The sequence below is a fragment of the Paenibacillus sp. 598K genome, assembly GCF_003851045.1.
Lineage (GTDB): Bacteria > Bacillota > Bacilli > Paenibacillales > Paenibacillaceae > Paenibacillus_D.
Genome location: NZ_BFBX01000011.1, coordinates 83424 through 95221, shown reverse-complemented (window position 1 = coordinate 95221; position 11798 = coordinate 83424). Strand labels below are relative to the sequence as shown.

The window sequence follows — 11798 nt, the reverse complement described above, 5'->3', positions numbered from 1 at the left end:
AGCTTTTCGCAGAAAAGCTAGCTTCGTAAGCATACGCTGTCCCCGGATTTCAACCGCTAATTCGGTTCAAAATCAAGAAATCTGGGGACAACAGCGATCGGAAGATCGATCCCGTGACCGTAGGCTTTCAATTGAGGGTATCCGATAGGGGGTATCCGGGATGAGACGCGACATGAACGATAACCAGCTTCGCATCGTAGGCAAGGCATGGGAGGTCCGCCATACGCTGCGCAAGCTGGCGCGCGCGGGCGGCGCAGGCGCGACGCTGAGCAGCTATCTGCAGAGCGGTGCGCCATCGAGCTCCGCCAACTCGAAAACAGGTCAACCGCAAGCTCGCGGTTAACCTGTCTGAAAGTTGTATGCCATCTACCTGGCTGCCGCGCGTCCGATAATCTCGACGACAAGCCGGGCCGTCTTGGCCAGATCCTCGACCTTGATCTGCTCCTTGGTCGTATGGATATGCTCGTAGCCTACAGCGAGGTTGACCGTCGGGATGCCAAAGCCATTGAAAATATTGGCATCGCTGCCGCCGCCCGAATGGAAGGTGCGCGGCGTGCAGCCGATCGCCTCGATCGCTTCGCTCGCCAACGCCACCACCTCATCCGACTCTGTAAAGTTAAAGGCCGGATAGATAATCTCGCTCTCGAACTCGGCTTGCGCGCCGTAGTCCGCAGCCGCGCTGCTCAGCGCTGCGCGCATCGACTCGACCTGCGCATCCAGCTTGTGCTGGACGATGCTGCGCGCCTCGGCGTCGAGCCTGACATGATCGCAGACGATGTTGGTAGCGCCGCCGCCCTCGAAGCGACCGATATTGGCGGTCGTTTCTTTGTCGATTCGGCCGAGCGACATCCGCGAGATTGCCTTGGCAGCGACCTGGATAGCGCTGATGCCATCCTCCGGATTGACGCCGGCATGGGCCGACTTGCCAATCACCTTCATCGTAATCTTGGCCTGCGTCGGCGCAGCGACCGCGATGTCGCCGATCGTGCCGTTAGAGTCGAGCGCAAAGCCGAGCTTCGCCTTCAGACGGGCAGGGTCCATCGCCCGTGCGCCGTACAGACCGGCCTCCTCGCCGACAGTAATGACGAATTGCACATGCCCATGCGGCAGATTGTTCTCGCGGATGACCCGGATCGCCTCCAGCATCGCCGCGATGCCCGCTTTGTCGTCCGCGCCGAGGATCGTCGTGCCGTCGCTGCGGATATAGCCGTCCGCATCAAGCTGAGGCTTGATCCCCTGACCCGGCGTGACCGTATCCATATGGGAGGTGAAGAAGATCGGCGTCCCTTCGCCGCCGCTCGCCGGAGCGAGCGTAGCGAACAGATTACCCGCGCCGTGACCGGTCTTGGCAGCCGCATCATCCTCTTCGACGAGCAGGCCCAGCTCTCCAAAGCGCTGCTTCAGCACCTTGCTGATCTCCTGCTCATGCCGCGTCTCGCTATCCACCCGCACCAGCGCCATAAAATCCTCGACCAATCGATCTTTGTTGATCATAGACTTTCCTCCATCCCTGCAGTTCGTATACAATAGAAGCATAGATCAGTAACTTGTCCGAAAGGAGACCGATTATGAAAACCAACAAATGGATAAAGATCGTGGTCTACCTGATCATTGCCTCCATGCTGCTCTCTTCACTCGTGATGGGCATCGGCTTGATCCTCTAGACCCGCAGAGCGGACGCCGAACATCCGGCAGAAATGCGGCAGCAGCTCAGCTGCCGCCTGCCGGAGCGTCAGCTCCCTTCCTGTCAGCTCCGCCAGCGACGTCACCCCGTACTGCTGGATGCCGCACGGGATAATCCCCGCAAACCCGCTCTCCGCCAATCCTGCATGCAGATTCAAGGCAAAGCCGTGACTGGTCACGAAGCCTCGGCGATGCCGACACTTGTTGAACTTGACGCCAATCGCCGCGATCTTCTCCTCGCCGACCCACACGCCTGTATACTCTTCCTTGCGTCCGCCGACAATGCCATACTCGCCGAGCCAGTCGATGATAATCTGCTCCAGGCTGCGCAGATAGGCATGCAGATCGAGTCCGACCGCATCCAGATAGAGCAGCGGATAGCCGACGAGCTGTCCTGGACCATGATACGTAATATCGCCGCCCCGATCGATCTGGAAGACAGAGATGCCGCGCTTAGCCAGCTCCTCCTCCGAGAGCAGCAGATGCTCGGGATGCCGCTGCGAGCCAATCGTATAGGTCGGCGGATGCTGGAGCAGCAGCAGCGCCTCATCCTGCTTGCCTTCATCGATCGCCCGCACCAGTCGCTTTTGCAGCTCCCACGCTTCGCCGTACCCGATCATTGGGTAGTAGCGGGCATCGAGCGCCCGTTCTGTCTGACTCATATGCACGCCCCCGCACTAGTAGATGTTGTTCAAAAAGTACGCTTTTGATTACTTTTTGAACTCTCACTAATATAGCTTCGTCTCCAGGTTGTAGCTCTCCAGATTTTCCTTGACCCGTTGCAGGAATCGTCCGCAGATGATGCCGTCGAGTATCCGGTGATCGAGCGACAGGCAGATGTTCGCCATCGAGCGAACCGCGATCATATCATTGATGACAACCGGCCGTTTGACGATCGATTCAAAGGAAAGGATCGCCGCCTGCGGATAATTGATGATCGGATACGACAGGATCGAGCCAAAGGAGCCGGTATTGTTCACCGTGAAGGTGCCGCCTTGCAGGTCGTTCAGCGTAATCTTGCCCTCCCGCGTCTTGCGCGCGAGATCGTCGATATCGCGGGCCAGCCCGGCGATCGTCTTGTGATCGGCGTTGCGGATGACCGGCGTCAGAAGCGCGTCCTCGGTGCCGACGGCCAGCGAGATATTGATATCGCGCTTGACGATGATCTTGTCAACGGCCCACACAGAGTTGAGGATCGGATAGTCCTTGATCGCATTGACGACTGCCTTCATGACGAAGGCCAGATACGTTAGATTGACACCCTCGCGCTTGACGAACTCGTCCTTCATCTTGTTGCGGAGGACGACGATATTGGTCACATCGACCTCGATCGTCGTCCAAGCATGCGGAATCTCGCTCACGCTCTGGCGCATATTACGGGCGATCGTATTGCGGATCGGCGTCACATCGATGAAGTATTCGCCGCGACGGCCGTCCGCCTTGTCCTCGACCTCAACCTCAGGGACGCGCGGCGGCTCCGTCAGATGCAGACCGGTCGTCCGGAGCGGCAGCTTGGGCTCAAGCGTCACTTCGGCGGCTGTATCCGCGCGTACGCTGCGCGGCGGATTCTCGATATAGGCCAGCACATCCTTGCGCGTGACGCGTCCGCCCAGACCGCTCCCCTTGATCGCCGTCAGCGGCACCTGGTGCTCGGCGGCCAGCTTCTGGACCGCAGGCGAATACCGGTGACGCATCGATTGATCCGCATCCTCTGACGGATGTCCATCCTCGTCGTCCGCGCCGTCTGCCGGGCTCCGTACGTCCGGGACCTGGGCGGCTGAGCCTTCGGTCTCGATCAGACAGATCGGCGTGCCTACCTCGACCTTCTCGCCGTCGCCGACGAGTATTTTGACCAGTGTGCCCTTTACCGTGGAGGGCAGCTCGGCGTTCACCTTATCGGTCAGCACTTCGCAGAGCGGCTCATACACATCGACCGGGTCGCCCGGTTGTTTGAGCCATTTATCGATCTGCGCCGAGACCAGCGATTCAGCGAGCTGCGGCATGACGATTTCCGTCAACGATTTCATTTTCTTCATCTCCCGTGCACTTGTATCGTGTCAATACAAAGCGAGCTGCTGCATCGCTTTTTTGACTTTGTCCTTGTTCAGCATGTAGAACTTCTCGCCTGGCGGGTTGATCGGCATCGCCGGCACATCGGGCGGCGTCAGCCGCATGATCGGCGCGTCCAGCTCATAGAGCAGCTCTTCGGCGATGATCGCCGCTACCTCCGCGCCGACGCCTCCGGTCTTGTTGTCCTCATGAATGATGAGCACCTTGCCGGTCTTGCGTACAGCGGAGAGGATCGCATCCTTGTCGAGCGGCTGCAGCGTCCGCAGATCGAGGACATGCGCCGAGATGCCTTCCTGCTCCAGCTCAGCCGCCGCCTCCATCGTATAGTGGAGCGGCAGGCTGTAGCCAATGACAGTCAGATCCTCGCCTTCCCGCAGGACATTCGCCTTGCCGATCGGCACGATATAATCATCGTCCGGCACCTCGCCGGTGACCAGCTTGTAGCATTTTTTATGCTCGAAGAACAGCACCGGGTCGGCGTCGCGGACCGCCGCCTTCAGCAGCCCCTTGGCATCGTACGCCGAATAAGGCGCGACGATCTTGAGCCCTGGCGTGCCGAAGAAAACCGACTCGGGACATTGGGAATGGTACAGTCCGCCAAAGATGCCGCCACCGATCGGCGCGCGGATGACGACAGGACAGGTCCAATCGTTGTTGGAGCGATAGCGGATCTTGGCCGCCTCGCTGATGATCTGGTTGGTCGCCGGGAACATAAAGTCCGAGTATTGCATCTCGGCGATCGGCTTCATCCCGTACATCGCTGCTCCGATCGCGACGCCGGCGATCGCCGATTCGGCCAACGGCGTATCCATCACCCGCTCTTCGCCGAATTGCGCGAGCAGCCCCTTGGTCGTCGTGAAGACGCCGCCCTTATGTCCGACATCCTCCCCGAGCACGAATACATCCTCGTCCCGAGCCATCTCCTCGGCCATCGCCTGACGAATGGCTTCGATATAATCTATCTGTGGCATGCTATGCTCTCCCTTCCCCGTCCTGATCCCCGTATACATGCAACAGGATGTCCTCCGGCGCCGGGAACGGCGCTGCGTCTCCGTAGGCCGTCGCGTCGTCGACAATCTCGCGGATGCGCCCGAGCAGCGCTTGCTCCTGCTCCTCCGACCAGATGCCGCAATCGATCATATACTGTCTGAACTGGGCGATCCCGTCCTTGCCGCGATGCTCGTCGACCTCCTCCTTGGTCCGATACATCAGATCATTGTCGGAGGTGGAGTGCGGCGAGATTCGATACATCATCGCTTCGATCAACGTCGGGCCTTCGCCCGCCACTGCCCGCTCCCGGGCTTGCTTGACCGCCTCGTATACGGCCAGCAGATCATTGCCATCGACACGGACGCCGGGGAAGCCATATCCAGCAGCCCGATCACTAATGCGGCCGCTGATCTGCTTGTGCAGCGGCGTCGAGATCGCATACTGGTTGTTCTCGCACATGAGGATGACCGGCAGCTTGTGCACGCCCGCGAAGTTCGCTCCTTCATGGAAGTCGCCCTGGTTGCTCGAGCCCTCCCCGAAGGTGACGAACGAGACGAACGGCTTGCGCTTCATCTTGGCCGCCAGCGCCAGTCCGACCGCATGCGGCACCTGTGTCGTCACTGGCGACGAGCCGGTGACGATGCGCAGCCGCTTGCTGCCAAAGTGGCCCGGCATCTGCCGTCCGCCGCTGTTCGGGTCCTCGGCCTTGGCGAAGACGGAGAGCATCAGCTCGCGCATCGTCATCCCTACCGAGAGCACGAAGCCATAGTCGCGGTAGTAAGGCAGATAGTAGTCCTGATCCCGGTCAAGCGCGAAGGCGGCGCCGACCTGGGCGGCCTCCTGACCGATCCCCGAGACGTGGAAATTGATCTTGCCAGCACGCTGCAGCAGCAAACAGCGCTCATCGAACGCGCGAGCCAACTTCATCTTGGTATACATATCGATAGCCTGGTCGTCGGTCAGACCAAGCTCCTGGTGTCTGGACGTCTGTTCTACGGATCCGGGTTGGGTCATACAAGCGTCCTCCTTCGATTCGAATCATAGTGCAGTCTTAGCACCTGATTGATACCAGGTACTAAGACTAGGTATTGCCTATTATAAACCTTCACGGCCAAAAAAGAAACGTCTAGTACGCAATCGCAGCGCCATCCACGGCCAGCATCGCTTCGCCAAGCGCCTCCGACAAGGAGGGATGCGGGCGGATCGCCTGCGACACCTCCCATGGCGTCGCGTCGAGCAAGCCTGCCAGCGAAGCCTCCGAGATCATCTCGGTCGCACCGGGCCCGATAATATGTACCCCTAACAGATCAGAGGTCGCTCGATCGGCGATCACCTTGACGAAGCCCTCCGTCTCGCCGCGCACCCACGCCTTGCCGATCGCCTGGAACGGAAGCTTGCCCGTCTTCACAGCATAGCCTCGCTTGCTAGCTTCATATTCCGTGAATCCAATCGATGCGATCTCCGGGCGGCTGTAGATGGCTCTCGGGATGCGATGCGCCTCGAGCGGCTGCGGTTCCAGCCCGCAGATGTGCTCCACCGCGATGATCGCCTCATGAGCGGCCGCATGAGCAAGCTGGAGACCGCCATTCAGATCCCCTACCGCATAGATATGCGGCTCTGACGTCTGCATCATCCGATTGACCGGGATGATGCCGTGCTCCGTCCGCACATCGGTATTCTCCAGGCCGATCCCGTCGATCCGCGCCTCCCGTCCGACCGAGACGAGCATCCGCTCTGCCTCGAGCTGGACTCTGCCTGACTCGGTATCGGCATGCACCGACACCCCTGCTTCCCCGCTGACAAGACTTGAGGCATCCACGTTGATCCCGGTCAGGACGCGTACGCCGCGTCGTGTCAGCAGCCTCTCCATCTCCGCCGACACCTCGCTGTCCTCGCCTGGCAGCAGCCGCGCAGCCGCTTCGGCGAGCGTCACCGACACGCCAAAATCGCTCATCATCGAAGCCCATTCGATCCCGATTACGCCGCCTCCGAGGATGAGCAGCGAGCGCGGCAGCTCCGTCATCGCCAGCGCGTCATCGCTTGTCATGATCCGCATGCCGCCATCATCGAGTCCTGCCAGCTTGCGAGGGCGGGAGCCGGTTGCCAGGATCAGATGCTTCGACACGACATTCTCCATCTCGCCATCTGTCAGCTCGACGGCAAGCGAGCCGCTGCGGGGAGAGAAGATCGAGGGTCCGATTACCCGACCCTTGCCCTTTACCACCTGGATGCCATGCTTGCGCATCAACGATTGCAGTCCGCGATGCAATTGATCGACTGTCTGCTGCTTGCGTTCGAGCACCTTGGCATAGTCCAGGCTGATGCTCCCCTTCTCGACGAGGATGCCGTAAGACTCTGCTTCTCTTACGGTATGGTAGACCTCGGCGCTGCGCAGCAGCGATTTGCTAGGGATGCAACCCTGGTGCAGGCAAGTGCCGCCCAGACGCCCCATTTCTACTACTGCTACCGACTTGCCCAGCTGAGCTGCGCGGATCGCTGCCGTGTAGCCAGCCGGCCCGCCGCCCAGGATCGCTATATCAACTTCTATCGTCATATATTACGCCTCCACTATCTCAACCTGCTATGACTTACTTCTCTATTGTACCTGTTTTCAAAGAGGAAAAAAACATCTCCCCCCGCCGACCTCTATTGGACAGGAGCGGGGCTGTCGGTTATGATAGTTCTAGCTGCTACAGCCTGGCAGTTTTTTTGGAGGAGGAACGGATATGAGATTGATGATATCGCGCTTTATTGCGATATTGCTGCTCGCCATTCCCGGTGTCGCGGCAACCTATGGTTTTCTGGCTATGAAGAATGAAATTTTCCGTTATTTTTCGGACTTCGGCAACGATCAGATTACGCCCGCCTTCGGCTGGCTTCGCTTTATCGTCGGCGCCTTTTTGTTTTTGGCGGGAATTGCCTTCATCGGCGGGTGGATTTTTTTCCGCGACCGCAAGCGCAACTATGTCTCGTCCCGTTTTAAGCCCAAGCGTCCGCGTCCTCCCAGATCCGGATCCACGTCCTAATATGAATGATAAAATTAAAATGGATGGCTCCTTAACGGGAGCCATCCATTATTCTTGTTGCGATCCATTGTCAGTGGACAGGCCGCTGTCTAGTACAGTATAACGCACCTGACCACGCAGTCAACCGGGTTCTTTTGTCTTGTTTTGTCAGCCGCTGCTTAACCTTTAACGCCGCCGACCATCATGCCTTTCACAAAATACTTCTGTACGAACGGGTACACCATAATGATCGGCACACTGGCGACAATCGTCATCGTTGCCCGGATCGAGACTGGGGTCACCGTATTGGCAGCGGTATTACCAGCGTTGGCAAAGGCGTCCGTCGCCGTGCGGCTCGTCATCGAAGCGTTCGAATTTTGCAAAATTTTCTGCAGCTCGTATTGCAGCGTACTGAGCTTTGGATACGAGGAGTTGTACAGGAATACGTCAAACCAGGAGTTCCACTGATAGACTGCGGTGAACAGCCCCACTGTCGCGAGGACCGGCACGCAGAGCGGCAGGATGATCCGCATGAACGTTGTGAACTCTCCTGCGCCGTCGATACGCGCCGACTCGATGATGCTCTCCGGCATGCCATCGATGAAGGATCGGATAATGATCAGGTTGAACACGCCGATCAGTCCTGGGACGATGTACACTGAGAAGGAGCCGATCATATCCAGCTCGCGGATAAGCAGGTAGTTCGGGATCAGACCGCCATTGAAGTACATCGTCAGGATAAAGGCTAGTGTCACGAACTTGCGCAGCACATACTCCTGGCGACTCATCGTATAAGCGACCATCGCCGAGCAGAACACAGTGAGCACTGTACCGATGACGCTCCGCAGCACAGAGATCATCGTCGCGTGCATGATGCTGGCTTCCCTGAAAATATAAGCATAGTTGTCGAGTGTGAAGACGCGCGGCATCAGCGTAATCCCGCCCCGAATCGTGTCAGTTGCCTGGTTTAGCGATACGGCAAGCGTGTTGACAAACGGGTAGAGCGTAATCAACATGAGCACGAAAAGAAACGTATAGTTGCAAATATCGAATATTTTATCTTCTCGCGAGCTGTTTCTGCGAAAGATGCTTTTTTTCGTTGTTGAAGCTGCAGGCATTTCGCCGCCTCCTTTCTCTGGTTAGAACAATCTGGCCTCTCCCATGCGCTTGGCCAGGTGATTGGCGCCGAAGAGCAGGATAAAGCTGACGACGGTCTTGAACATTCCTGCGGCGACCGAGAGCGAGAAATTGCCCTGCGCGATCCCGTACTTCAGGACGAAAATATCGATGACCTCCGAATAGTCAATGTTCAATCCATTGCCGAGCAGGTATTGAGGCTCAAATCCGGCTTCCAGCAGGTAACCGATCTGCATGATCAAGAGGACGATAATAACCGGCTTGATGCCTGGAAGCGTAATGTACCAGATGCGTTGCAGACGAGAAGCGCCATCTATTTCAGCAGCCTCATATTGGGCTGGATCGATCATAGTCATCGCTGCCAGGTAGACTATCGTATTCCACCCGACATCCTTCCACACCGACGCTGCTCCGAACAATCCCCAGAAGTACTCTCCAATCCCCAGGAAAAGAATCTCGTTGCCCTTGTCTATCATCCCCGACCAGACGAGCAACTGGTTGATCGTGCCATCTGGAGACAAGGTAGACTGGACAAGGCTTGCAGCTACGACCCATGAAATAAAGTGAGGCAAATAGCTTACCGTTTGGACGACACGCTTGTAGACGATATGTCTAACCTCATTGAGCAACAACGCAAGGCTAATGGCCGTAACGAAGCCCAATATGAGATTGATGACGCTCATCGCAAGCGTATTGCGCAGTACCCTTAGAAAACGCTCGTCTTGAAACAAAAATTGGAAGTGCTTTAATCCTGCCCAGTTTTGATCCAGAAAGCCTTTGGCCGGCTTAAAATCCTGAAACGCAATCGTCCAGCCCCACAGCGGGACATATTTGAAGATAAACAACCAGATGAGAAAAGGAACCGACATGTAGACAAGAGAACGCTGTCGAATCAGTTTGGTCCAAAAACCAGCCGGTTTTCCTGCTGTCGCCTTGATCGTTGACGTTCCCACAGGGATCTTCTCCATAGCAATCTACTCCTTCCGGCATGATTCGTCTATGGCGGTATGTGGGCGGCTGCTCTACGCAACCGCCCGCCCGCTTCTTTAAAGGTTGTTCAAAAAGTCGCTTTTAATCACGATGTACCGACTTTTGAACTTTTATTTAGCGTTTTGTTCGATCAGCTTTTTAACCTCTTCCGTTGTCCACTTCTCATAAGCCTCTGTATCGAGCTTGCCGAATTCATTCGTATACTCGGTCCAGATTGCGTCGAACTCATTCGGATTGGACAGGACCAGACGCGGGAAGTATTTCTTCGTCAGCTCTTCACGCTGCGTCTCCCAGATCTGTTGCGGCGATCCTTGCTCTTTCGGGATGCCCCAAGCCGGGAACCATGGACGATCATCCGGCTGCGAGAACATTTCCGCATACGTTTGAACGCCGTATTTTTCGAGGATCAGCTTGTCGCCGTCGGTCAGACCCATCTGGAATACTTCCGGCTGTTCGCCAGGGCCGAGGGAGTTGCCGTCTTCGAACGACGAGCCGCCGCCATAACGAGGCCAGTTCCAGCTGTAGTACTTGAAGCCAAACGTTTCGTTGAACGCTTCGGTAATCATGTCGATTTGCTCTTTTGTCCGGTACATGCGGCCTTCATCATTCACTTCATAGGTCTCGCCTTCGATACCCCACATGACCAGCTTTTGGTTCTCGTCAGTCAGCAGATTATCGAAGTATTGAATGATGCGCGCTGGATCTTTGGCGCTTTGCGTAATGCCGATGCCGCGGTTTTTGACGAAGCCCGGTGGATCTAGATACTGATCCTTGCCGCCATCGAACGTTACCGGCAGCGGGAAGTAACGATAGTCGTCCTGCGTCGGATCTTGCAGCGCGGCGTCGCGCAGGGCGTTGGTCGCATTGGCAACCTGCCAGCCGTAGTCGAAGAATCCGAGCACTTTGCCGGAAGTCAGCTTCGCCAGGTATTGGTCGTAGTTGTCTACGAAGGAAGCTTTGTCGAACAGACCTTCCGCATTCAGATCATTGAGCGCCTTCAGCCAGCGCTTCGTCGAATCGGCATTGGCGTAGACTTTAGCCTCGTGCGTATCCATATCGACGATAACGTTGCCGTCGTTCGGGTAGCCCTCGAGATGCATCGGCGGGTTCGCGGTGACGAAGAACCGCCAGTCATGCGTCAGGCTCACAAATCCGGTCAGATCCTCGCTCGCATGTTTGGCGCGATAATCGCGGAGCAGTTGGAAATAATCGTCGAGCTTTTTAATTTCAGGATAGCCTGCTTCTTTTAATACGCGGCGTTGTACCCAGAAGGCGCCTTGCCCGATATTCGGATCCGGGATGAACTCGTTGACCAGGTTCGAGAAAGGCAGGAAGTAAATATTGCCGTCCTCTGCTGTCATCTGGTTGAAGTAAGGACCGTATACCCGTTTGATATTCGGGCCATACTCTTCGATCAGATCGTTAAGCGGGATAAATGCGCCCGCATCGAGAATTTTATCGATCGCAGCATCGGGGATCAGTACATCTGGATAATCGTTGGAGGCGATCATCGTACCGATTTTCGTGTTAATATCGCCGACCAGGAATTCCAGACGGAAGTTGACGCCTGTCTGATCTTCTAGAATTTTACCAATTTTCGTTTCATTGGTATTAACATCCTTTGCTGCCCCGGCTGCGTTAAAAATCGTAAAGGTAGCTTTTTCAACCTGCTTTTCGCCGTTGTCCGGCTTATCCGTGCCTGTGGCAGGCGGATCGTTTGGTCCATTGTTGCCATTGCTGCAAGCGGTTGCCAGCATCATGGTTGCCAGCGTCAGCATTAGCCATTTCTTGTTCATCTGTTTTGCAAACCCCTTTCTTAAACTCTAGTATTTGTAAGCATTTTCAGTATAATTTGAAATCCATTTTCAAGGCACCCAACAAACTATATGCCTTACTGTAAAAAACAAATATGTTTAATTCCAT

At 56.4% G+C, this 11798-nt stretch carries 12 protein-coding genes; 3 read left to right on the top strand and 9 right to left on the bottom strand.

Annotated features, from left to right (window positions below; translation table 11 throughout):
- Positions 1-160: 160 nt before the first annotated feature.
- Positions 161-343 (top strand): Z-ring formation inhibitor MciZ, encoded by a 183-nt coding sequence (gene mciZ, locus PA598K_RS04655; protein ID WP_260405266.1) that lies wholly within the window; start codon positions 161-163, stop codon positions 341-343.
- 23 nt (positions 344-366) lie between these two features.
- Here mciZ and PA598K_RS04650 read toward each other — a convergent pair whose 3' ends face one another.
- Entirely contained in the window at positions 367-1494 is a 1128-nt protein-coding gene (locus PA598K_RS04650) for a M20/M25/M40 family metallo-hydrolase (RefSeq protein WP_128655809.1), read from the bottom strand.
- A 74-nt stretch (positions 1495-1568) separates the two neighbouring features.
- On the opposite strand from PA598K_RS04650, the gene prli42 reads away from it, so the two are divergent.
- Positions 1569-1664, top strand: a complete 96-nt coding sequence (gene prli42, locus PA598K_RS35925) for a stressosome-associated protein Prli42 (RefSeq protein ID WP_185601559.1) — start codon at positions 1569-1571, stop codon at positions 1662-1664.
- On the opposite strand, the gene lipB is transcribed toward prli42, so the two are convergent.
- The 5 genes from lipB to lpdA form a co-directional block, all read right to left on the bottom strand.
- Positions 1632-2345 carry a lipoyl(octanoyl) transferase LipB gene (lipB, locus tag PA598K_RS04645; protein WP_128655808.1) on the bottom strand — a complete coding sequence of 238 codons (714 nt, stop codon included), beginning with the start codon at positions 2343-2345 and terminating at the stop codon, positions 1632-1634. The genes prli42 and lipB overlap by 33 nt on opposite strands.
- A gap of 66 nt (positions 2346-2411) precedes the next feature.
- Positions 2412-3710, bottom strand: coding sequence for a dihydrolipoamide acetyltransferase family protein (locus PA598K_RS04640; protein WP_376739036.1), 1299 nt, complete (start codon positions 3708-3710; stop codon positions 2412-2414).
- A 30-nt stretch (positions 3711-3740) separates the two neighbouring features.
- On the bottom strand, positions 3741-4724 hold the full coding sequence (locus tag PA598K_RS04635; protein ID WP_128655805.1) for an alpha-ketoacid dehydrogenase subunit beta: 984 nt from the start codon (positions 4722-4724) through the stop codon (positions 3741-3743).
- Between the two features lies 1 nt (position 4725).
- Positions 4726-5757 carry a thiamine pyrophosphate-dependent dehydrogenase E1 component subunit alpha gene (locus PA598K_RS04630; protein ID WP_128655803.1) on the bottom strand — a complete coding sequence of 344 codons (1032 nt, stop codon included), beginning with the start codon at positions 5755-5757 and terminating at the stop codon, positions 4726-4728.
- Positions 5758-5869: 112 nt separating this feature from the next.
- Positions 5870-7297, bottom strand: coding sequence for a dihydrolipoyl dehydrogenase (gene lpdA / locus PA598K_RS04625; RefSeq protein WP_128655800.1), 1428 nt, complete (start codon positions 7295-7297; stop codon positions 5870-5872).
- A 172-nt stretch (positions 7298-7469) separates the two neighbouring features.
- Here lpdA and PA598K_RS04620 point away from each other — a divergent pair, with 172 nt between their 5' ends.
- Positions 7470-7769: a DUF2627 domain-containing protein gene (locus tag PA598K_RS04620; RefSeq protein ID WP_128655798.1), complete on the top strand. Its 300-nt coding sequence runs from the start codon at positions 7470-7472 to the stop codon at positions 7767-7769.
- Positions 7770-7927: 158 nt separating this feature from the next.
- Here PA598K_RS04620 and PA598K_RS04615 read toward each other — a convergent pair whose 3' ends face one another.
- From PA598K_RS04615 to PA598K_RS04605, 3 genes are all read right to left on the bottom strand, one after another.
- On the bottom strand, positions 7928-8866 hold the full coding sequence (locus tag PA598K_RS04615; RefSeq protein ID WP_128655796.1) for a carbohydrate ABC transporter permease: 939 nt from the start codon (positions 8864-8866) through the stop codon (positions 7928-7930).
- 21 nt (positions 8867-8887) lie between these two features.
- Positions 8888-9853, bottom strand: coding sequence for an ABC transporter permease (locus PA598K_RS04610; protein ID WP_128655794.1), 966 nt, complete (start codon positions 9851-9853; stop codon positions 8888-8890).
- 132 nt (positions 9854-9985) lie between these two features.
- A complete protein-coding gene (locus tag PA598K_RS04605; protein ID WP_128655792.1) occupies positions 9986-11671 on the bottom strand; it encodes an extracellular solute-binding protein in 1686 nt (561 codons plus the stop codon).
- Positions 11672-11798 lie beyond the last annotated feature (127 nt).

Coding starts and splice junctions, on each gene's coding strand:
- PA598K_RS04650 (WP_128655809.1), bottom strand. CDS start 1,494: ATGATCAACAAAGATCGATTGGTCGAGGATTTTATGGCGCTGGTGCGG.
- PA598K_RS04610 (WP_128655794.1), bottom strand. CDS start 9,853: ATGGAGAAGATCCCTGTGGGAACGTCAACGATCAAGGCGACAGCAGGA.
- PA598K_RS04630 (WP_128655803.1), bottom strand. CDS start 5,757: ATGACCCAACCCGGATCCGTAGAACAGACGTCCAGACACCAGGAGCTT.
- prli42 (WP_185601559.1), top strand. CDS start 1,569: ATGAAAACCAACAAATGGATAAAGATCGTGGTCTACCTGATCATTGCC.
- PA598K_RS04640 (WP_376739036.1), bottom strand. CDS start 3,710: ATGAAATCGTTGACGGAAATCGTCATGCCGCAGCTCGCTGAATCGCTG.
- PA598K_RS04635 (WP_128655805.1), bottom strand. CDS start 4,724: ATGCCACAGATAGATTATATCGAAGCCATTCGTCAGGCGATGGCCGAG.
- lipB (WP_128655808.1), bottom strand. CDS start 2,345: ATGAGTCAGACAGAACGGGCGCTCGATGCCCGCTACTACCCAATGATC.
- PA598K_RS04620 (WP_128655798.1), top strand. CDS start 7,470: ATGAGATTGATGATATCGCGCTTTATTGCGATATTGCTGCTCGCCATT.
- PA598K_RS04605 (WP_128655792.1), bottom strand. CDS start 11,671: ATGAACAAGAAATGGCTAATGCTGACGCTGGCAACCATGATGCTGGCA.
- PA598K_RS04615 (WP_128655796.1), bottom strand. CDS start 8,866: ATGCCTGCAGCTTCAACAACGAAAAAAAGCATCTTTCGCAGAAACAGC.
- mciZ (WP_260405266.1), top strand. CDS start 161: ATGAGACGCGACATGAACGATAACCAGCTTCGCATCGTAGGCAAGGCA.
- lpdA (WP_128655800.1), bottom strand. CDS start 7,297: ATGACGATAGAAGTTGATATAGCGATCCTGGGCGGCGGGCCGGCTGGC.